This is a genomic window from Streptomyces sp. NPDC059169, assembly GCF_042755225.1.
In the GTDB taxonomy this organism is placed as follows: Bacteria; Actinomycetota; Actinomycetes; order Streptomycetales; family Streptomycetaceae; genus Streptomyces.
The window spans coordinates 349,868-369,704 of the sequence record NZ_JBHZCF010000003.1 but is presented as its reverse complement, the minus strand read 5'-3'; the positions used below and the strand labels follow the sequence as shown (position 1 = coordinate 369,704).

Genomic DNA, 19,837 nt, shown 5'->3' with positions numbered 1-19,837 from the left:
CTGCGGCCCGGCGGGTCGTCCGCACGGGCCGGCTCAGGCGCTCGACGGGGAGCGCCTCGGCGCGGGGCCCCTGGCGGGCGTGTCCCGTGGGGCGGCGACACGGTCACTGCCGCTTCGCGGTCCCCGGGCGCCGCCCGCGGTCCCGCAGGAGCACGACGTCCCGCCCGCGGCCGCGGGCGGGACGCGTTTCCCGGGGTGTACGGGTGGTCCCGAGGGGGTGGCCGGTCACGGCCCTGATCCGCGCAGGGTCGGTGGTGCCGCGCGGCGTCGCCCGGCCCGTTCAGTAGCGCTGCGCCTTCGCGACCGTCGGGGTGAGGCCGGCCGGCTTCCGGCTGATGGCCAGTGCCTGTTCCCGCTCCCCGGGGGCCAGGTTCTGTGCGCCCACGACCCGGCTCTCCACGACCTCGCCCGATGAGTCGGTGAAGTCGATCTGCACGGCGTACGAGGCCGTTTGGTCCGTGCTGTTGCGGATGGTGACCACCACGGCCTGGACGCCCTGGGTGTTGGCCGTCGGCCTGCCGGTGAGCGAGACGTCGGAGCGCGCGTTGCCGCCGCCCTGCACGTTCTTGAGCTGCTCGGCGGCCTCGGCGTTGGCTCGTGCCACCTCGGCGGAGACCGATGCCTCGAAGGAGGACGCGGCAGCCGACGCGGACGACGCGGCGGCCGAGGCCTTGGCACGTGCCGAGGCCTCGACGGAGGCCAGGGCGGACGCCGCGGTGCCCGAGAAGGAGGCGGTAGCGGGTGGTGTCGGCCGTGGGCTGAACGGAGTACTGCTGCCGGACTCGCCGCTCCCGGTGCTGCACGCCACCAGGGCGGCCGCACCCAACGCCGTCATCATCACGGACAACGCCACCGTGACGGATCGCCGGGCCGTGTCGGCGGAGCTGGGGTGCGGGCGCATGGAAACCCTTTCGGAGCGTCAGAACCCCCGTCGGAGGGTCCGTTGATGCGTCGACCCGTGGTCCTCGGGGATCGACGCATCAGCAAAGAGAACCATATGTCCGTTTTCGTGCTCGGGCACCAGGGGGCGCGGCGGCATGGGCTCCCGTGGGTGCCATGGGCCCGGTGGCTCATCCACGGGGCCACTGGGGAGAGGTGACGTGGAAGCGCTGCCCCGACAGGCCATCGTCGAAGCCCTGGAAGGGCCGACGGCGGCGAGCGGTAGCGGTGCCGGCGGCGGCTCCCGAAGGACCCTCTTCGCCGGGACGATGCTCGGCTCGGTCCACCTTGACGATGACGACCGCCCCGCCCCGCCCCGTCCGCCCCGCCCGGTCCGTCTCGACCTGTGCCTCTCGACGGACCGCGTGCTGCGCCCGCGCGGCGCTACCGGAGCCCGGGCCACCAGCCGGAATCGGATCCTCGGACGCATCGACGCCCCGCACGCCGTGGGCGAGTTGGAGGTCTCCGCACTGCCCCCACCGCACCGCGGGCCCGTACGCTCGCCGAGCTGGACGACACCTCGCCCGCACCGGGACGGGGCAGCTGCACCTGTCGGCTTACCACCCCACCGGGACGGTTGCGGCGGGTGCCGATCCGGAGGTCTTCCGGGCCGACGTCGAGGGACGGCTCCGCGGCGTCGACGGGGTGTTGCTCGCCGACGCCTCGGTGCTCCCCGGGTGCCCCGAGGTGAATCCGCGGCTGAGCATCATGGGTCGGCACTTGCGGTCAGCGGGTCCTGGTTGGAGCGTTGAGAGGGTGGGGTGCACCGGTGTCCGCGGGAGCCGGGTCGACACGCCGACGCGTCGGGCCGAAGGGCCCGGACCGTCGCCGGACGGCCCCTTTCCCGCAGTCACCGGGGGTGCCACGGTTGGCAGCAGCCCCGCGTCACCCTGTCGGACGAAAGGCGGTGGCGCCCGATGGAGCTGCCCGTCGTCGTGGGCGTGGACGGATCGGACGCCGGGCTCCGCGCGGTCGACTGGGCCACCGACGAGGCGGCCCGTCACGGACTCCCGCTCCGCCTCGTGTACGCCAGCCGGTGGGAGCGCTACGACCTGGGCGCACTGGTGCACGGGCGCGACCGCCCGTCCGGTCAGGAGTCGGCCGAGGACGTGGTTGCGGCAGCGGCCGAGCGCGCGGGACGACGCGACCCCGACGTTCCGGTCACCACCGACGCCCTGGCCGAGGACACCGTGGCCGCACTGCTCGCCGAAGGACGCCGGGCCTCGATGCTGATCACGGGATCGCGGGGGCACGGTGCACTCACCGAGCGCCTCCTGGGTTCGGTCAGCCTCGCCGTGGCGACCCGGGCGCCGTGCCCGGTCGTCGTGGTCAGGGGCGACCCGGACGGGACCGGCGGGGCGCACGGGACGGTGCTCCTCGGCGTGCCGGATGCGACACACGGGCCGGCAGCGGTGGAGTTCGCCCTCCGCGAGGCCGCCGCCAGGGGCGCAGAGCTGGACGCCGTACGCACGTGGCGCTGCCCCGCCCACGCCGGCGCGGACCACCCGCGCCGACCGGGCGACCCGTGCCTGCCCTGCGAGAAGGAGGCGGCCACGCTGGTGGACGCGGCGCTGGACCTGTTCGCCGCGCGCGCCGGCACCGTCGTGCGCAGCTCCACCGTCGAGGGGGCGCCCCAGCGGGTGCTCCAGCGCCGTTCGGCGGACGCGGACCTCCTCGTCGTAGGAACCGGGCGACGCGCGAAGAGCCCCGATCCGCACCTGGGGCGCACCGCCCACTCCGTGCTGCACCACGCCCACTGCCCGGTAGCGGTCGTCCCGCAGCCGGAGTGAGAGACGTGCAGGGCCTACTCGGCCTGCCCGGTTCCGGCCCGCAGCCGCGCCGCGTGGTCGGGGACGTAGTGCTGGAGGTCCTTCGGTGGACGCCGGTAGCCGCTGCTCGGCGGGCGCTCCGGCAGGTCGATCACCGGCAGGGGCACCGCCTCGTAGGGCAGCGTCGACAACAGGTGCGCCATCATGTTCAACCGCGCGCTCCGCTTGTCGTCGCTCTCGACGACGTACCAGGGGGCCTCCGGGATGTCGGTGTGCACGAACATGTCGTCCTTCGCGCGGGAGTACTCCTCCCATCGGGTGATCGAATCGAGGTCCATGGGGGAGAGCTTCCAACGGCGGGTGGGGTCGGTCAGCCGTCGGCGGAACCGTTCCTCCTGCACGTCGTCGCTGACGGAGAACCAGTACTTGCGCAGCAGGATGCCGTCCTCCACGAGCATCCGTTCGAAGATGGGGCACTGGTGAAGGAACCGCTGGTGCTCCTCCTTGGTGCAGAAGCCCATGACGCGCTCCACCCCGGCGCGGTTGTACCAACTGCGGTCGAAGAGGACGATCTCCCCCGCGGCGGGGAGGTGTTCCACATAACGCTGGAAGTACCACTGGGTGCGTTCCCGCTCGGTAGGCTTCGGAAGGGCGACGATCCTCGCCACCCTGGGGTTGAGGTGTTCGGTGACGCGCTTGATCGCACCGCCCTTGCCGGCCGCGTCCCGCCCCTCGAACACCACCACCAGGCGCGCGCCTTCTGCCCGCACCCATTCCTGCAGTCTCACCAGCTCCGTCTGCAACCGGAGCAGTTCGCGCTCGTACGACGAACGCGACAGCGCCGCGTCCCGGCGCGCGTGCTTCTTGTCGGCCATACACCGACGTTACGGAGGCTTTGATGGGCGAGGTCAAGCGTCACGGCCGCACGGCACCCAGCCGTCAGGATCCGGAGGACCTCGACGCCCAGTGGCCGCGGACTGGAGGTGGAGCGGCTGACGGCGCAGTGCCGGGCCTTCCGGGGCGGCGGTGGTGGCCCCCGGGACGCCGGGCCGGCTGCGGCGGTCCGTGACCACGTGGACATGCACCGCGTGGCGGCTCCCGCGTGGCGGACGGCCCGGAGATAACGCAGCGTGGATGTCGGGGTCTGCGAGAAAGGTGGAACGGCATGGGTACGAGCGATGCGGCGCCGCGCGTCGTCGTGGGCATCGACGGCTCGCCGTCGTCGTACTCGGCGCTGCGCTGGGCCGTCAGACATGCCGGTCTCATCGGAGCGACGGTCGACGCCGTAGCGGCGTTCGAGGTCCCGGGGGCCCATGGTTGGTCGGCACCTGCGGTGGACGCCGACTTCGACGCGCACGAGGCCAAGCGGGGACTCGTCGCCGAGGTACGCGAAGTGCTCGGTGAGACGGGAGAGACCCAGGTGCACGAGCATCTCGTCCGGGGCAACCCGGCCGAGGTCCTCCTGTCCGCCGCCGAGGGGGCGGAGATCCTGGTCGTGGGCAGCCGCGGCCGCGGCGGGTTCGCCCGCGCGCTGCTCGGTTCGGTGAGCCAGCAGGTCGCCCTGCACGCGACCTGCCCCGTCGTCATCGTCCGCGAGGGCATGGACGTCCAGGGCGGTGCGGCGAAGGCCGCATGACGAGCTGACGGAGGCGAGCCCGCGCCCGTCCGCCGCACGGGTGCCGGGCCGTCCCGGGACCGCCCCGACGTCCGTTGCCGTCAGGGCGGCCCGCTCCCGGGGCTTCCCAGGCGGTCGTTCGGCAGGTTCCGGGTGAACGCGCAACCGACCAGGGTCACACCGGCAGCCGCGAGGATCGCCGCCTTGAGGCTGCTGAGCTGTGCCTCGGCGTACGAGTCCACGACCGCGTCCACTTCGGTCGGCGGGAGGCCGGCCTCCTCGGCCGCGGCGCGCACCTGCTCCGTGGTCACGAAGCTCACCCCGGCCTCGATCGAGATGCCCGCCTGCTCGCGGGCGGCGTCGGAGATCTGCGGGTCGTCGGCGATGCGACTGCTGAACACCCCGGCCAGGGCGCCGATCAGCAGCGACCCGATGAGTGCCGTGCCGAGGGACGAGCCGAGATTCTGCGCGGTGTACTGCAAACCGCCGGCCTCGCTGCGGTCCGCCTCACTGACGCTCGACTGCACCACGTTGCCGAGCTGCGAGGCGAGGAGCCCCATCCCGAGCCCCAGCGCACCCATGGAGAGGCCGAACTGCAGGTCGTTGAGCGCGGGGTCGATGACCGCGAGCAGCCACAGGATGGAGGCCAAGAGCACCAGCAAGCCCAGTCGTACGACGGTTCGCGGGCCGGCGACGCGGCCGAGGAGCGGTCCGCACATGGACGCCACGAGCATCGTGGCCGACACCGGTAGCAGCCGGACCCCCGTCTGGAAAGCGTCGAGTCCCTGGACCACCTGGAGGTACAAGGGGATGACGAAGAACAGGCCCAGGAGGATCAGGTTCTGGCTCAGCAGCATGGTGAGGCCCGAGCGCAGGGCGGGGACGCCGAACAGCGAGAACCGGACGAGCGGATCCCGTCCCCGCGCCTCCCGGTGACGCTCCCAGGAACGGAACAGCCCCAGCACCACACCACCTGCCGCGATCACGAACAGGGTGGGGGCGAAGCCGAACACCGTGAACGGGGAGTTCCGGGGCCGCAGCCAGCCCCACGAACTGCTCTGCAGCCCGCCCAGGACCACGAGGGCCAGCCCCAGGGCGGACAGGGCCGCTCCCACACCGTCCAGACGGACGCGCGGACCCGGGAGGGCGTGGTCCTCGATCCACCGCACGAACAGCAGGACGGCCACCACGACGACGACCTCGGCCGCGAAGACAAGGCGCCAGGTCAGATACGTCGTCACCCAGCCGCCGACGAGCGGCCCCACGGCGATCCCGGCCCCCGCCAGACCGCCGATGACGCCGTAGGCGACCGACCGGTCACGGCCGCGGTACGAGCCCGCCACGAGCGCCGCGAGGGCCGGCAGGACGAGGGCGGCGCCGAGGCCCTCGACCACCGACCAGCCCGCCGCGAGCACCCACAGCGTCGGGGCCACCGCGGTGATCGCCGACCCCGTGCCGTACACGACGAGCCCGACGGCGAACATCCGGCGCCGTCCGAACATGTCGCCCAGCTTCCCGCCGGTGATCATGAAGGCGGCCATGACCAGGGTGTAGAGGGTGATCACGCCCTGGATCGCGGTGACCTCGGTGTCGAAGTCCTCCACCAGCTGACTGATCGACACGTTCATCACGGAGGTGTCCAGCACCATGAGGAACTGGGCGGTGCCGAGGATGACGAGAGCCTTCCAACGTCCCACTGAGCACTCCTCCCGAGGAGGGTCAAAGGGCCTGGGTGCCCTTCCGCACAGCCAGGACACCCCCGGCCCAGCATCACAGCAGCAGCCGGCGGGGGGAGTGCGCAGCTGCCCGTCGCGCCCCGCGGAATCACCCCGTACGGGTGAGTCGCCGACCGGTGCGCGCCGGATACTGGAAGCCGACGAGGGAGGCACGATGACCACATCGTCGAATTTCGGGTCCGGTTCGTCCGGTTCGGCGTCGAAGGACCCCCAAGAGGTGCTCGGCGAGCTCGGGTCGTCGTGGTGGTGGGCGCTCGGCCTCGCCCTCGCCACGCTGATCCCCGGCATCCTGGTGCTCGTGTGGCCGGACGAGACACTGAAGGTCCTCGCCATCATCATCGGCCTGCAACTGCTGCTCACCGGCCTGTTCCGCTTCGTCACCGCGTTCTCCAAGAGTCGCGGTCGGGAGGGGAACCGGCTGTTCGCCGTGCTGATCGGCCTCGTCGCCGTACTGGCGGGCGTGCTCGTGCTCCGGCACCCGATGCAGACCATCGCCGCTCTGTCGCTGATCGTCGGCGCCTTCTGGCTGCTGTCCGGGATCCTGACCGCGTTCATCGCCGCGGCCGACCGGGAGCTCAGGCACCGCGGGCTGGCATTCGCGACCGGTGCGCTCGGAGTCATCGCGGGGATCGTCGTCCTCGCCTACCCGGTGAACTCCGCCGTGGCCCTCGCCCGGCTGCTCGGGCTGTGGCTCGTCCTGCTCGGCATCGTCGAGCTGGCGGGGGCGTTCGCCCTCCGTTCCGCCCTTCGGGACGCCACCCGCCAGAACAGTGTCGGGCCGCCCGGTCGATGAGGCGTGCCGTCCGGAGCCACGCCCAGAGGCACCCCCGTCCATGGCGGGAGCAGGCTCGAACCCGGCCCGGTCCCCGGAGGACGGGGCCGGACCGGTGGAAGGCCGCGCGGCCGTCCGCGACGGGGGATCCTGAATGCAGGACGCGACCGCACGCGGGTGAGGAGGAACCCATGGCACGGACGCTGGAGTGGAGGGTCCGCATGCGCCTGTCCGAGGACGAGGGCACGACGCGGGCGCGCGTGGACCTCGACACGGGAACGACGACCCTCACCGGTCACGGCACCGCCCGCTGCAACCCGGCGGACGTGGACGTTCCCGAGATCGGCGACGAACTCGCCGCGAGCCGGGCGATGGGCGACCTCGCCAGGCAACTGATGCGGGTGGCCGACCGGGATCTGGAGGCCGTCGGTGCGGGTCCGGCGAAGGCGGAGCCGGACCCCGGCTACGGCTGGCCCGGGGCCGGCTAGTGCGTCGGGCCCCGTGCGCCGGGGTGCCGGGGGCGGCCCCTACCGTCCGGGGTCCGGATGAGGACACGACGCCGGCTGGCGGAGCGGCCCGCCGGCGTCGTGCACGTCACCCCCGGGGTGCAGCGGCCGGGCCGTCGCCGCCGGCCGCTGCGTCCCGGGTGTCGTCCGACGCGAAGACGAGGCGGTCGGTCACGTCCACCACGCCGTCCACGCTCTCGCACAGCCGGAGGACGACGGGAACCATGCTCTTGTGCTCCACCGTGCCGCTCAGGGTGACCCGTCCGTCCGCGACGTCGACCGTGACCGCGGCGGGGGACAGCCCGAGGGTCCGGGTGAGCACGTCCTCCAGGATCTCCTCCTGGATCGCCCGGTCCCGGCGCAGGAACAGTTGCAGCAGGTCGCTTCTGCTGATCACTCCGATGATGCGGCCGTCGTGGTCCACCACCGGCAGCCTCTTGATCCTGTTCTCCTGCATCGTCCGGGCGGCCCGGATCACGCTCCAGTCGGGCAGCGCCACGACGGCGGGGGCGGACATCAGCTCCCCCGCCGTGCTTCCGATGTCCCCTGAGGTCTGTCTGCGCAGCAGGTCCGCCTCGGACACCACGCCGACGGGGCGCTCGTCGTCGTCCACCACCGGTACGGCGGTGATGCCGTACTCGTCGAGCAGCCGGGCGATTTCCTTGAACCCGGTGGCGGGCCGCACGGCGACGGCCTCGGGCGTCATCAGATCGGCGACATTACGGTGCCTCATGGCGTGCCAGTTCCTTCCGGACGTATCGCACCCACAGTGTGCCCCGTCCAGCCCGTCCCGGCCGCAGGAAGCCCGCGCACACCCTTGCGGCGCCTCCGCGCCCCGGGGCGTACCACGACGATCCGCGATGCCGCACGATCCGGCCGCCCCGCCCCCTCTGGGCCCGGCAGGGCGGGCGCACCGCCGGTTGTGCCGTGCCGCCCCTCCCCGTCCCGGAGCGTTGTCATGGGGCCCGCCCGGCGCAGCGCTCCGTCAGCCACGACCGGAGGTGGCTCTTCCGGCGGCAGCCCGCACGGCCCGCCGGCAGTACGCATCCGGACGCGCGCGATGGCCACGCCGGCAGGACCCGGGAGCTGGCGCAGCGCTAACGTTGAGGGAAGCGAAGTGCACCATGATCGTTCGACACCGGCGGAGGACTCATGGGCGGGGATCACCCGAGCGACACGACTCGCCTTCCTCGGCTGCGGCTCGACGAGCTGCTCGAGGAGCTCCAGGTGCGCATCGACGAGGTCCGCGGCACCCGCGACCGGCTCACCGGGCTTCTGGAAGCCGTCCTCTCCGTAGGCCGGGGGCTCGACCTTCCCCAGGTGCTCCGCGAGATCGTGGAGGCGGCCGTGGTCCTCGTGGACGCCGAGTACGGTGCGCTCGGGGTGATCGGGGAGGACGAACGACTGTCCCAGTTCCTCCCCGTGGGCATCAGCGACGAGCTGCACGCCCAGATCGGGGACCTCCCCACCGGGCACGGTCTGCTCGGCGAACTGATCAGGCACCCCAAACCCTTGCGCCTGGCTGAACTGTCCGTTCACGAGGCATCCTCCGGTTTCCCGGAGCACCACCCGCCGATGCACTCGTTCCTCGGCGTGCCCATCCGCGTCCGGGACGCGGTGTTCGGCAACCTCTACCTCACGGAGAAGCGCGGCGGCGCCGAGTTCGACGCGGAGGACGAGGCGGTCCTGTCGACGCTCGCCGTGGCAGCGGGAATCGCCATCGAGAACGCACGCCTCTTCGAGGAGGTACGGCTCCGGGAGCAATGGCTGGCCGCCAGCGCGGAGTTCACCAGCGCCCTGCTGTCCGGTTCCCCGGAGGGGCAGGTGCTGCGGTCCATGCTGGATCGTGCCCGGAAGATCACCTCGGCCCGGATGGGCGTCGTCTACTTCGCGGAGCAGGACGGACGACTGCGCACGGCCCTCGCCCTGGGCGAGGGCGCGGAGCGGCACCACGGCGTCGTCCTGCCCGATGGCGAAGGGGCGTCCGGTGGCGAGGGGACGCTCGTCCATGCCGCGCTGGTGAGCGACAAGGGGCTCGTCACCACCCCCGACGCGGCCAATGACCCCCGCGTGACCTTCCAGCCGGAGCGGTGGAAGGACTGCGGGCCCGCGGTGGCGGTCCTCGTGGGGGACCGACGGCACCTGCGGGGCGTCCTGATCCTGGCCCGTGCCGTCGGCGACCCCGCCTTCACCGACACCGAAACGGCACCCCTTTCCGGGTTCGCCGGGCAGGCGGCGCTCGCCCTGGAGCTGGCGGCGCGGCGGCGGGACGCCGAGCAGATGACCCTGCTGGCCGACCACGACCGCATCGCGCGTGATCTCCACGACCTCGCCATCCAGAGGTTGTTCGCCACCGGGATGACGCTCCAGAGCGCCCAGCGGTTCATCGAGCACCCCGAGGCGTCCGAGCGCCTGGGCCGGGCGATCGACGACCTCGACGCCACCATCAAGATCATCCGGTCGACGATCTTCGGGCTCCGTGAGCACGAGGCCCCCGGCTCGTCGCCGGGGCTGCGGATCCGCGCCGTACGGGCCGTCGAGGCGGCCGCACCGGCCTTGGGGTTCACCCCGGCACTGAGGATGGAGGGCCTGCTCGACACCGAGGTGCCGCGCACCGTCGCCGACCAGGTCGTGGCCGTGCTCGGCGAAGCCCTCGCCAACGTCGCCCGCCACGCCCGGGCTTCGCGGGCCGACATCTCGATCGGTGCGCACGCCGGGACGCTGACCGTGACCGTGGCCGACGACGGCGTCGGCATCTCCCCCCACGGCAGACGCAGCGGCCTGCGCAATCTGGAAGAGCGCGCTGGGCAGTTGGGCGGCGGGATGGACGTGGGGCCCGGTCCCACGGGCGGGACGCGGCTGGTGTGGCACGTACCCGTGTCCGCGGCCGGCGGTGATCCCGACGCGTCCGAGGGACGGTGACGTCGACGTGCCGGACGGAGGGTGGCCCTGTGCCCCGTCCCGGGAGCGCCCCACCTGTCCGCCACCGGTGCTTCAGGGGAGGGGCACGGCCCCGTCTGCGGGATGCACCGTCAGCCGTGCAGGTGTCCCTGGTCGTGGAACTGGGCCGCCAGGACCGCCGCCTGGACGCGGCGCTCGACACCGAGCTTCGACAGCATGCGTGAGATGTGGTTCTTGACGGTCTTCTCCGACAGGTACAGCCGTGCACCGATCTGACGGTTGGTCAGGCCCTCGCCGATCAGCTCCAGCACGGCCCTCTCCCGTTGCGAGAGCGCGGCGAGCCGCTCGTCCTCGCCCTCGTGGGGAGAGGCCGGAGCCCTCAGGGAGTGCATCAACCGGGCCGTCGTCGCGGGATCGAGCATCGACTGCCCGGTCGCGACCGTGCGCACCGCATTGACCAGATCGGACCCCTTGATCTGCTTGAGGACGTACCCGGCCGCCCCGGCCATGATCGCGTCCAGCAGCGCGTCGTCGTCGTCGAACGACGTCAGCATCAGGCAGGCGAGGTCCGGCATCCGCGACCGCAACTCGCGGCAGACCGTGATGCCGTCGCCGTCCGGCAGCCGGATGTCGAGCACCGCGACCCGGGGCCGCAGCGCGGGCCCGCGCGCCAGCGCCTGCTCGGCAGTGGCGGCTTCGCCCACCACGTCGATGTCGGGTTCGCCGTCGAGCAGGTCATGCAGACCGCGGCGAACGACCTCGTGGTCATCGAGCAGGAACACCCGAATGGGTGAGGCTGAGGAGGTGGTCGGTGCCTCGGACATCAGGAACCCCCTGCCGGTCGGTGGTGCCCATCCGCATCATGGCGGCCCGGGAGAGCCGCGCAATAGGGCCGAACGGTCCCCACGGACCGCTGTGCAGCCCTGCCCCGGCGGGCCGCCGGGGCAGGCGCGCACCCCCGGAACACGGGTGGCGGACCCCGCCGCGCCAGCCACCCGGCCGCCGCACGGGAGTCTCCCGACGATCCCCGCGGACCGCACCAGTGGCCGGTGGACACCCGCAGGCCGTAGGGGGGAACCGCGGCGGTGGCGCCGGGAGACGGTCGCCGGGGGGTGCCACGCCCCGGGTCCGTCCGTGCGCACCGGGACGTGCGGGGACTCCGCTTCGGGGCGGCATCACACCGGCCCCGCGAGCACCCCACCCCCCGCGAGCATTCCGCCCCCCACGAGCACCCCGCCGGCACCCAGCAGCGTCCCGCCGGCCCCGGTCACTTCCGCCGCCCGCTCCACACGGGCTCCGTACGGGCCCACTCCCGCTCCCACTCCGTCATCCTGTGCCGGTCGGCCGTCCGTCGTACCGCCAACCGCAGGCCGGCGGCGGACACCGCAGCGATGGCCGCGGCACCCGAACCGGCCGCGACGGTGTTCAACCAGACGTCCTCCACAGCGGCCGGAGCCTCCGTACCCCGCCCACGGTCGTCCAGCCACACGTCGACCGGGTCGCCCCGCTTCAAGCCCGCGGGCACCGGCGCGACGGCCTCGCGGCTCCCGCCCGGGTCGCTCCAGCGCACCGCGACGGGGTACTTCGCGTCGTCGGTGGTGCCGTCCGCCGACGGGTTCGGCGGTGGTGCGTCCTTGGCCAGCACGGCGTGGACGCGGTGCCTGGTCGCCGTCTGTTCGGCCACCGTCGCACGGCCCTCGGTGTACACCGTCCAGCCGGCTGCCAGCCCCGCCGCCGGGGCACCGAGGAAGAGCACGGCACCGAGGACGAGTGAGGCCCAGGCTTCCAGGACGTCCGATGTGCGGCGCAGCGGGGCTGACCGCCCCTGCCGCACGTACGACCGCCACGGAGCTATCACGGTTCAGTGCCGTTCCGGTTCGATCGCCACCAGATCGGCGGCGATGCGCTCGGCCCAGGCCGTGATCTTCGGGAAGTCCCGGAAGTCGCCGCCGCGGCCCTGTTCGAGGAGCAGCCGCGCCATGCGACCGCGCGCGCCCTCCTGGAGCCGGCCGCCGAACGTGACGTGCTCCTCGGCTCCCAGTCGCCTCTCGGCCCGGTGGGCGCTGCGTACCGGCGGGACGTCCCGCTGCGACGCGGAGAAGTCGAGCGGACCGCTGCTGAACAGCCACACCGGGATCGGCGCCAGCGCCCGGTGGTGACGGCGGGCGAAACGCCGGGCGTCCCGGTGCCAGCGTCCCTCGTACAGCGCACCGCCGAGGACGACCACGTCGTACGCATCGACGTCCTGTACCTCGGCGGCCGGCCGTACGTCGGTCCGGATGCCCTTGTCCCGTAGGACCGATCCGATGAATTCGGCGATTTCCGCGGTGGAACCGTTCGTGGTGCCGTAGGCGACCAGCGCCGAGCGGGTCATCGCGGCCACCTCCTTCGTCGCGGCGTCATGCGGTCCTCCGGCGTGTCCCACCAGGCGGCTGCTGCAGGGGCGAACAGGCAACGGGGTCGGGCCGGTGCCCATCGACCCGGGGCGCCCGCGCGGCACTGGTCGCAAGCGCCGCGGCCCGGTGGCGGTCGATCTCGCCCTCGACGCTCGCGGCGATCGGTTCGACCATGGCGGCGACGGCGGGGGAGAGCCCGGTGCCGAGGGAGGCGTCGGCGCCCTGAACCGCGTACACCACGAGCCGACGGGGCAGCCGTCCGAGCATCCGGGAAAGCTCGACGGCCTCGTGGAGCACGCGTCCGCAGACGCGGCGGTCCGCGGGCCGTACGAGGCGCTCGGCGTCCAGCTCCAGACGGGTCACCCGGCCCGGATGCCCCGGGTGGGCGTGGCAGGCGTCCACCACCACGGCCAGGTCCGCTTCGTGCCACAGGCCGACGAGGCGTACCGCGTCGTCGTCGCAGGTGCCCAGGGCGACCCCGGGCGGCAGCGGCTGCTCGACGGCCCGCCCGCACAGTGCGTCGACGACCGCCCGGCCGACTCCGTCGTCGCGCCGGAAGCCGTTGCCGAGGCCGATGAGAGCGATTCGTGTCCGGGGCTCCATGGCGCGTCCTCCCGTTCTATGACCACGCTTCCCGCTCCCCCGCCCCCCGCACATGGGCCGAACGGCCCATGTGCGGGGGGCCGGCCGCCCCTCCCGCCCGGCGGGCGCGGTGCACGACCCGAGGAGGCGTGCCGGGCGCGGCGTGGGAAAACCGCTGGTCCGACGGGAGCGAACCGGCCGGGTACGGGCCGGACCCACGCCCCGTACCATCGTGTGCACGCCGCGTGCCGGCGAGAGGTCCGGGCGGCCGCGCCGGGCCGCCCCCGGGCTCGCGCACCGGAGGGCCGCAGGGCGCGGCCGCAGACGAGCTTCAGTTCGCCAGCAGCGACTCCAGGACCGCTTCGTCCTGCCGTGCGGGCAAGGCCCTGACCGTGCCCGCCGGGCAATCCGGGTCGAGCTGGAATCTCGCCAGGTCGCGCCCGGAGACGCCCCAGGCGTGCCAGGACGTTCGCTCCCAGGCCAGCTGTGGGGGGTTGTACCAGCCGTCACCGAGACCGCCGAGTACCTGTCGTGCCTCCGGGAGGTCCGGTCCGATCCGGTACACCCAGCCCCCGAAGACGGAGGCGAACACCTCGCCGCGGTGCACGCTCAACTCGCCGTAGCTCGGTAGCTTCCCCGACCGCAGGACCTTCCGGGTCGCGAGGTCCAGGGCGAACCACGTCCCCGCGAGCCGCTTGTAGACCCCGTAGAGCACCCCGTCGTGGACCTCGATGTGCTGCAGGCTGGCGTAGCCCTCGAACGGCGCCACCTCCCACAGCACCTTGCCGCGCCACAGGTCGAAGGCGACGATCGTGGCACTCGGGCGCGTCGGGGTGACGCTTCCGCCGCCCCACGTGTCACCGGCGAGGTAGGCGATGCGGCAGCCCGGACGGTCGTCCAGTGCCACCGACATCACGCTCTGGTCCGAGATGACGTCGGGATAGACGGTCAGACGGCGTCTGAGCCGGTCCACCAAGGTGAGTGCGCCCTTGAGCCGCCCCGCGGGCGGTGCGCTGGACACCAGCAGGAGCCCCTCGCCGAGCACGGACACCATGTCCGTCGGCCGCTGCTGGTCGTGGTCGATGAAGCCGAGCGAGCGGACGAGGCCCGCGTCTGGGGTGAGTTCCAGCACCTCCGTGCTCGGGTACAGGGCTGCGTAGAGCCGGCCGCCGGCCACCCGAAGTTGCTTCGGCTCACCTGCGACGGGGATCCGGCGTCGGGTACCCAACCGCGGCCGGTGCGTCGTGACCGAGAAGTGGCCGCCGACGTGCACGACCCCGTAGGAGCCGTAGGCCATGGACTGCACCGGGTCGGGCCCCGACATGTCCGTGTCGATCAGTTCGAGGACGTGGGAGGTGCCGTCCGCCAGGTCCAGCCACCAGAGGCGTCCGCTCCCTGCGCCGCCCAGCAGCGTTCCGTCCGTCAGTGGGAAGAGCCCGCGGTGCTCGTCCGACCGGGCCGGTGCGGCGACCGGTACGAGCGCGTCGCCGTCGCGCCGGTAGACGGTGCCCGTCGGGCGGCCGATGCAGTACACCGTGCCGTCCGCGTCCGTCGTGATGGCGTCGACCAGCCGTTCGGCGGCCGGTATCGGGATGACCCGCGCGTCGGTGCCGTCGGGGGCCAGGTCGACGACGGACCTGCCGAAGCCGCCGACCACCCGCCCGCCACGGGCGAGCATGCAGGCCGCGCCCCCGTACGGCGTCGGCGTGATCGACTTCTTCGCCCCGGTCGCACGGTCGTAGGCGACGATGTGGCCCTGCGGCAGCGTGCCCGCGTAGACGAACCGATCGTCGGCGGCGATGGCGCGCACGTACTGCTCACCGGGCATCGCCACACCGAGGTTGCGCAGTACGCCGGTCGCCGGGGAGTACTCCCAGACCTCGCCCCGCGGGTACGTGCCGGCGTACACCGTGCCGTCGGGCGCCGTTGCCAGGCACCAGACGAAGCCGCCCGCCGGACCCACCGAGCCGATCGTCGTCACCGTGCCGGTGGCCGGGTCGAAGCGGTAGATGTCAGGGGACGGGTACGTCCCCACGTAAACCTGCCCCCCGGAGACGGTCGACGCCCAGCCCCCCTCGCCGCGGGGTAACCGGACCGTCCGGACGAGCTTCTTCGCGACCAGGTCGACCTCCCCCAGCAGCGGCGGGTTCTGACCGCGTGCCACCACGTACGCGCGGTCGCCGAGCACGGCCATGCCGACGATGGCTGCGGTGTAGGTGGCGATCCCGTAGGTCGAGACCGGAGGGCCGTCGCAGCGGCCGGGTGTCCCCGGCGTACCGGGTGCGCCCACCGTGCCCGGGGCACCTGACGTGCGAGCCGTGTCGGCGCGTGCCACGGCGGGGGTGGCCCGCCCCGCCAAGGACACCGCGACCAGCCCGGCTCCGGCGTGCAGTAACTGTCTGCGTTCCATGAGAGCCTCCCAGATGTGCGGACCGTTCCCTAGAGGATGGCCGGCCGGTCAGGGGGGAACACCCCGCCCCGTGCGGATTCTGATGCCTTGTCAGCCCACTGCATACTCGGGAAGCGGCATACGGGTGGCCGCCCCCGCCGGTGCGCGGTGCATCGTCACTCGGTCGGCTGCACCGGCGCCCGGCGCGTACGGCTCACGGCATCAGCCGCTCGACCGCCCCGACCACGGCGCCCGCACCGTCCTCCGCGGACATCCGGCGGGCGGCTGCGGCAGCTGCCGCGGCGTACGACGGATCGCCCACGGCGCGCACGAGGGCGTCGGCGAGCAGGTCGGCCGTCAGCCCGGCGAACGGCACCGGGGCCACTGCGGCTCCGAGGCGTGCGAGCCGGCCCGCCCAGAACGGCTGGTCCGCCGCAACGGGTACCGGAACGGATGCCACCCCGGCCCGTAGCGCGGCGGCGGACGTCCCCGCGCCCGCGTGGTGGACGACGGCCGCCGTCCGCGGGAACAGCAGGGCGTGGGGCAGCTCGCCGACCGTGAGGACCCCCTCGTCGCTCTCGGCGCGGAGCCCCGCCCGGCCCGACTGCAGGATGCCGCGCAGTCCCGCCCTTCGCAGCGCCGCCACCACCAACCCGCCGAGCCGTTCGCCCTCGCCGGCCGCCATGCTGCCGAACCCGATGAACACCGGTGGGGCGCCCACCGCCAGGAAGTCCTCGACCGCGGGCGGCAGCGTGCCCCCGGGATCGTGGTGCGGCCACCAGTTGCCGACCACTTCGAGACCCGGGCGCCAGTCCGCCGGCCGCGACACGACGGCCGTGCTGAACCCGTACAGCACCGTCCTGCCCTCTGCCGCCTCGCGTGCACGCAGCGCCCCCGCGGACGCCCGGGGCAGTCCGAGCCGCTCGCGCAGCTCCGCCTCCGCCGGGCCGAAGACGCGGTCCACCATGGCGAGCGCCGCCCGGCCCGCCCAGCGGTTGCCCCAGCGGCCCAACGAGCGGGCACCACCCACGGGCGGGGCGAAGTCCCCGGTGGGAGCATTCGGTTGGAGGGGGACGTCGAGCGACGCGATGCCCAGCGCTTCGGCGACGTGCCTGGCCAGCGGCGCCGTCGTGGTCGACATCAGCAGCATCTCGGCACCGGCCGGCACGGCCTCGGTGAGTGCCGAACCGAGCTCCTTCGCGAAAGTGGCCGCGGTGCGCACCAGGTCACGGCGGCGGACCGCAGGGCCCCGGCCGCTCGGCCCCGCCGGCAGCCGCCGGAACTCCAGCCCGGCGTCGCGGACGAGAGGGGCGTACGCGTCGTGCGCCGCGACGGCCACCTGGTAGCCGGCTTCACGCAGGCGGACGCCCAGACCCGTGTACGGGGCGACGTCCCCGTACGATCCGGCCGTGGTGATCAGTATGCTCATTCCGTTCCTCGATCGGGGCTTTCCCGGTTTCTCCGGGAGCGGGCTGACGGGTCGCGGCATTGGCGCGGATCGCGGTCCGCAGGTACGACGCGAGGCCGGGCCGCTGCTGTGACGGAGGCACGACCAGGGCGAACGCGCGCGGGTCCCCGGCGAAGTCGTCGGCGATGCGTACGTGCATCTCCGTGGGGCACGGGGTGAACCACCGGGCGATGTGCTGCCGGTGATCCTCCGCGAGATCCCGCGCCAGCTCGCCCTCGGGGCACTCCCCGCGGTCGAAGGCGGCCAGGAGCTCCTCGCGCCAGGAGCCCGCCTCGCCCATCAGCCGCGCCCAGCTCTCCTTGGTGTGCCCGGCTGCACTCGCCATCGCCTGCTGGTGGCCCTCGCTGTGCTGCCACTTCAGCTGGGCCTGTGTGGCGTAGCTCAGGTCGAAGGCGATCTCGCCGAACACCGAGAAACGCTCCTCGGGGGTCAGCCGCACGCCCGTCTGCTGGACCTCCATGGCACGCTCCGCGACGTCCATGAGTCGTTGCAGGGTCGCGATCTGCTCGGCCAACGCCCGGTGTCTCACGCGTAGTTGCTCCAGAACGTCGGCTCCGGGGTCCCGGAGGATCTCGGCCGTCTCGCCGAGCGAGAAGCCGAGCTCCCGGTAGAAGAGGATCTGCTGCAACCTGGCCAGATCGGCGTCGGTGTAGCAGCGGTAGCCCGCCGCAGTGCGCTTGGTGGGTGACAGCAGCCCGGTCCGGTCGTAGTGGTGCAGCGTGCGCACGGTGACCCCGGCGAAGCCGGCGACCTGGCCGACGGAGTAGTTCATGGACCTGCCTTTCGTCGGGGTACAGCATCCGGCCTGACGTGGCGTGAGGGTCAAGCTCCATCCGGACGGTCCGCCCGGTGCCCCGCTCCCGGGCGCATCCGGGTCGGGGCGCCGTCGGTCCTGCATGACGCCACGAGGACGCGATCCCTGCTCTCCGGTCGCGTTCCCCCGTGCCCACGACCCTTCCGAATTCTTGTAACGCGTTCTACTCTGTGCGCCGCCGCAGGGACTCCAGCGTGAGAAGCCGGGAGGCGCCGTGCACCTCGAATACACACCTGAACAGCAGCAGTTGCGCGCAGAGCTGTGCGCATACTTCGACGCCCTGGTGCCGGACAACGCCTACGCCCGCCACGCCGACCCCGCCGCCAGGAAGCGCTTCTACCGCGACACGATCCGCCGTCTCGGGGCGGACGGCTGGCTGGGTGTCGGCTGGCCCCGGGAGTACGGCGGCCGCGGACTGACGCCCATGGAGCAGTTCATCTTCTTCGACGAGGCCGCCCAGGCCGGCGTACCGCTGCCGCTGATGGCCCTCAACACGGTCGGTCCGACGATCATGCAGTACGGCACGGACGAGCAGAAGGCCTACTTCCTGCCGGGAATCCTCTCCGGCGAGATCGACTTCGCGATCGGCTACAGCGAGCCCGACGCGGGCACAGACCTGGCCGCGCTGAAGACGCGTGCCGTGCGTGACGGCGACCACTACGTGGTCAACGGACAGAAGATCTGGACGACCAACGGGGACACCGCCGACTGGGTCTGGCTCGCCGTCCGCACCGATCCCGACGCCCCGCCGCACAAGGGCATCACCATGCTGCTCGTCCCGACGTCGGACCCGGGCTACTCCTGCACGGTCATCAACACCCTGGCGTCCCACGACACCACCGCCAGCTACTACGAGGACGTCCGGGTGCCGGTCTCCCGCCGCGTCGGCGAGGAGAACAAGGGCTGGCGACTCATCACCAACCAGCTGAACCACGAGCGTGTCACCCTCGCCGCGCACGGCACCATGGCCGTGCGCGCCCTCCACGACGTCCGGCGCTGGGCTGCCGGAACCAAGCTGGCCGACGGGCGGCGCGTCATCGACCTGGGTTGGGTCCGCGGATGCCTCGCCCGCACGCACGCCCGGCTGGAAGCCATGAAGCTGCTCAACTGGCAGATGGTGGGGGCGGTCCAGGACGGTACCCTCACCCCGCAGGACGCCTCCGCCGTCAAGGTGTACGGGTCCGAGGCGCGACGCGACGCGTACGCCTGGCTGATGGAGGTCGTCGGGGCCGCGGGGGCCCTCAAGGAGGGATCCGCCGGCGCGGTGCTCCACGGGGAGCTGGAACGCGGCTACCGCTCGGCTGTGATCTTCACCTTCGGCGGCGGGAACAACGAGATCCAGCGCGAGATCATTTCCTGGATCGGACTCGGGATGCCACGGGTGCGGCGTTGACCTCGTTGTGACGAGGCTTTTCAGACCGTGTCCTATGTGGTGATCGGTCGTTCGGCTGTTCATGGCGCGGGGTACGTGGAGTTGGATTGTTCCGGACGGGCTGTGGGAGATCGCCGAGCCACTGATCCCGCCGTCGAAGGCGCGTCCGCAGGGTGGCGAAACATAGGACACGCCTGATGAGCCGCTGTTCGCGGCCATCATCTACGTGCTGGTCAGCGGCTGCGCCTGGCGGGCACTGCCACCGCGCTTCGGCATATCGAAGTCCACCGCACACCGACGGTTCCTGATCTGGTCCAGGGCAGGTGTGTGGGGCCGGCTGCACGAGGAGATCCTGCACCGACTCCACGACGCACAGCTCCTCGAACCCTCCCGAACCGTTCTCGACTCCGCCCACGTCAGGGCCACAAAGGGGGCGAACTCACAGGTCCGAGCCCCGTGGACCGGGGCAAACCGGGTTCCAGGATGCACGTCCTGTCGGACGCGAACGGACTGCTCCTCCTCGTTGGCATTTCGGCCGCCGACACCTCGGCACGCCGGCACGGTAGTCGTGCCCGCTG

General features: G+C 72.7%; 17 protein-coding genes and 2 pseudogenes. 8 read left to right on the top strand and 11 right to left on the bottom strand.

Features of this window, described 5'->3' with window-relative positions:
- Positions 1–280: 280 nt before the first annotated feature.
- Complete coding sequence (locus tag ACFXOM_RS07860; RefSeq protein WP_384928436.1) at positions 281–901, bottom strand: FxLYD domain-containing protein; 621 nt, start codon at positions 899–901, stop codon at positions 281–283.
- A 155-nt stretch (positions 902–1,056) separates the two neighbouring features.
- Between ACFXOM_RS07860 and ACFXOM_RS07855 the strand changes: the two are divergent.
- A pseudogene (locus ACFXOM_RS07855) lies at positions 1,057–1,590 on the top strand (hypothetical protein); the annotation flags it as partial.
- Between the two features lie 266 nt (positions 1,591–1,856).
- The gene (locus ACFXOM_RS07850; RefSeq protein ID WP_384944841.1) at positions 1,857–2,729 is read left to right on the top strand and encodes a universal stress protein; all 873 of its coding nucleotides are present in this window, start codon (positions 1,857–1,859) and stop codon (positions 2,727–2,729) included.
- Positions 2,730–2,743: 14 nt separating this feature from the next.
- Here the strand turns inward: ACFXOM_RS07850 and ppk2 are convergent, their stop codons facing one another.
- The gene (ppk2, locus tag ACFXOM_RS07845) at positions 2,744–3,583 is read right to left on the bottom strand and encodes a polyphosphate kinase 2 (protein WP_384928430.1); all 840 of its coding nucleotides are present in this window, start codon (positions 3,581–3,583) and stop codon (positions 2,744–2,746) included.
- 290 nt (positions 3,584–3,873) lie between these two features.
- Here ppk2 and ACFXOM_RS07840 point away from each other — a divergent pair, with 290 nt between their 5' ends.
- Positions 3,874–4,344: a universal stress protein gene (locus tag ACFXOM_RS07840; protein WP_384928427.1), complete on the top strand. Its 471-nt coding sequence runs from the start codon at positions 3,874–3,876 to the stop codon at positions 4,342–4,344.
- Between the two features lie 80 nt (positions 4,345–4,424).
- Here the strand turns inward: ACFXOM_RS07840 and ACFXOM_RS07835 are convergent, their stop codons facing one another.
- A complete protein-coding gene (locus ACFXOM_RS07835; protein WP_385037347.1) occupies positions 4,425–6,020 on the bottom strand; it encodes an MFS transporter in 1,596 nt (531 codons plus the stop codon).
- A 193-nt stretch (positions 6,021–6,213) separates the two neighbouring features.
- Between ACFXOM_RS07835 and ACFXOM_RS07830 the strand changes: the two genes are divergently transcribed.
- Both ACFXOM_RS07830 and ACFXOM_RS07825 read left to right on the top strand, forming a co-directional pair.
- Complete coding sequence (locus ACFXOM_RS07830) at positions 6,214–6,852, top strand: HdeD family acid-resistance protein (RefSeq protein ID WP_384928422.1); 639 nt, start codon at positions 6,214–6,216, stop codon at positions 6,850–6,852.
- Positions 6,853–7,022: 170 nt separating this feature from the next.
- A complete protein-coding gene (locus tag ACFXOM_RS07825; RefSeq protein ID WP_384928419.1) occupies positions 7,023–7,319 on the top strand; it encodes a dsRBD fold-containing protein in 297 nt (98 codons plus the stop codon).
- 106 nt (positions 7,320–7,425) lie between these two features.
- Here ACFXOM_RS07825 and ACFXOM_RS07820 read toward each other — a convergent pair whose 3' ends face one another.
- Positions 7,426–8,070 carry a CBS domain-containing protein gene (locus tag ACFXOM_RS07820; RefSeq protein ID WP_384928417.1) on the bottom strand — a complete coding sequence of 215 codons (645 nt, stop codon included), beginning with the start codon at positions 8,068–8,070 and terminating at the stop codon, positions 7,426–7,428.
- Between the two features lie 419 nt (positions 8,071–8,489).
- Between ACFXOM_RS07820 and ACFXOM_RS07815 the strand changes: the two genes are divergently transcribed.
- Entirely contained in the window at positions 8,490–10,259 is a 1,770-nt protein-coding gene (locus tag ACFXOM_RS07815) for a GAF domain-containing protein (protein ID WP_384928415.1), read from the top strand.
- A 110-nt stretch (positions 10,260–10,369) separates the two neighbouring features.
- Here the strand turns inward: ACFXOM_RS07815 and ACFXOM_RS07810 are convergent, their stop codons facing one another.
- The 7 genes from ACFXOM_RS07810 to ACFXOM_RS07780 all read right to left on the bottom strand — a co-directional run bounded on the left by ACFXOM_RS07810 (position 10,370) and on the right by ACFXOM_RS07780 (position 17,845).
- The gene (locus ACFXOM_RS07810) at positions 10,370–11,062 is read right to left on the bottom strand and encodes a response regulator (protein ID WP_384928412.1); all 693 of its coding nucleotides are present in this window, start codon (positions 11,060–11,062) and stop codon (positions 10,370–10,372) included.
- 443 nt (positions 11,063–11,505) lie between these two features.
- On the bottom strand, positions 11,506–12,096 hold the full coding sequence (locus ACFXOM_RS07805) for a hypothetical protein (RefSeq protein ID WP_384928409.1): 591 nt from the start codon (positions 12,094–12,096) through the stop codon (positions 11,506–11,508).
- Positions 12,097–12,099: 3 nt separating this feature from the next.
- The gene (locus tag ACFXOM_RS07800) at positions 12,100–12,612 is read right to left on the bottom strand and encodes a flavodoxin domain-containing protein (RefSeq protein WP_384928407.1); all 513 of its coding nucleotides are present in this window, start codon (positions 12,610–12,612) and stop codon (positions 12,100–12,102) included.
- A gap of 25 nt (positions 12,613–12,637) precedes the next feature.
- A complete protein-coding gene (locus tag ACFXOM_RS07795) occupies positions 12,638–13,237 on the bottom strand; it encodes a hydrogenase maturation protease (protein WP_384928405.1) in 600 nt (199 codons plus the stop codon).
- Positions 13,238–13,547: 310 nt separating this feature from the next.
- Positions 13,548–15,626 (bottom strand): hypothetical protein, encoded by a 2,079-nt coding sequence (locus tag ACFXOM_RS07790; protein ID WP_385037344.1) that lies wholly within the window; start codon positions 15,624–15,626, stop codon positions 13,548–13,550.
- Positions 15,627–15,819: 193 nt separating this feature from the next.
- Positions 15,820–17,034 (bottom strand): glycosyltransferase, encoded by a 1,215-nt coding sequence (locus tag ACFXOM_RS07785; protein ID WP_385037341.1) that lies wholly within the window; start codon positions 17,032–17,034, stop codon positions 15,820–15,822.
- Positions 16,958–17,845, bottom strand: a complete 888-nt coding sequence (locus tag ACFXOM_RS07780) for a MerR family transcriptional regulator (RefSeq protein WP_384928397.1) — start codon at positions 17,843–17,845, stop codon at positions 16,958–16,960. The genes ACFXOM_RS07785 and ACFXOM_RS07780 overlap by 77 nt, the downstream gene beginning before the upstream one ends.
- A gap of 256 nt (positions 17,846–18,101) precedes the next feature.
- Here ACFXOM_RS07780 and ACFXOM_RS07775 point away from each other — a divergent pair, with 256 nt between their 5' ends.
- Together ACFXOM_RS07775 and ACFXOM_RS07770 are read left to right on the top strand one after the other, a co-directional pair.
- On the top strand, positions 18,102–19,280 hold the full coding sequence (locus tag ACFXOM_RS07775; protein ID WP_384928395.1) for an acyl-CoA dehydrogenase family protein: 1,179 nt from the start codon (positions 18,102–18,104) through the stop codon (positions 19,278–19,280).
- Between the two features lie 61 nt (positions 19,281–19,341).
- Positions 19,342–19,805: pseudogene (locus ACFXOM_RS07770) on the top strand (transposase); the annotation flags it as partial.
- Positions 19,806–19,837 lie beyond the last annotated feature (32 nt).

Coding starts and splice junctions, on each gene's coding strand:
- ACFXOM_RS07830 (WP_384928422.1), top strand. CDS start 6,214: ATGACCACATCGTCGAATTTCGGGTCCGGTTCGTCCGGTTCGGCGTCG.
- ACFXOM_RS07790 (WP_385037344.1), bottom strand. CDS start 15,626: ATGGAACGCAGACAGTTACTGCACGCCGGAGCCGGGCTGGTCGCGGTG.
- ACFXOM_RS07810 (WP_384928412.1), bottom strand. CDS start 11,062: ATGTCCGAGGCACCGACCACCTCCTCAGCCTCACCCATTCGGGTGTTC.
- ACFXOM_RS07800 (WP_384928407.1), bottom strand. CDS start 12,612: ATGACCCGCTCGGCGCTGGTCGCCTACGGCACCACGAACGGTTCCACC.
- ACFXOM_RS07825 (WP_384928419.1), top strand. CDS start 7,023: ATGGCACGGACGCTGGAGTGGAGGGTCCGCATGCGCCTGTCCGAGGAC.
- ACFXOM_RS07840 (WP_384928427.1), top strand. CDS start 3,874: ATGGGTACGAGCGATGCGGCGCCGCGCGTCGTCGTGGGCATCGACGGC.
- ACFXOM_RS07795 (WP_384928405.1), bottom strand. CDS start 13,237: ATGGAGCCCCGGACACGAATCGCTCTCATCGGCCTCGGCAACGGCTTC.
- ACFXOM_RS07815 (WP_384928415.1), top strand. CDS start 8,490: ATGGGCGGGGATCACCCGAGCGACACGACTCGCCTTCCTCGGCTGCGG.
- ACFXOM_RS07860 (WP_384928436.1), bottom strand. CDS start 901: ATGCGCCCGCACCCCAGCTCCGCCGACACGGCCCGGCGATCCGTCACG.
- ACFXOM_RS07785 (WP_385037341.1), bottom strand. CDS start 17,034: ATGAGCATACTGATCACCACGGCCGGATCGTACGGGGACGTCGCCCCG.
- ACFXOM_RS07780 (WP_384928397.1), bottom strand. CDS start 17,845: ATGAACTACTCCGTCGGCCAGGTCGCCGGCTTCGCCGGGGTCACCGTG.
- ACFXOM_RS07820 (WP_384928417.1), bottom strand. CDS start 8,070: ATGAGGCACCGTAATGTCGCCGATCTGATGACGCCCGAGGCCGTCGCC.
- ACFXOM_RS07850 (WP_384944841.1), top strand. CDS start 1,857: ATGGAGCTGCCCGTCGTCGTGGGCGTGGACGGATCGGACGCCGGGCTC.
- ppk2 (WP_384928430.1), bottom strand. CDS start 3,583: ATGGCCGACAAGAAGCACGCGCGCCGGGACGCGGCGCTGTCGCGTTCG.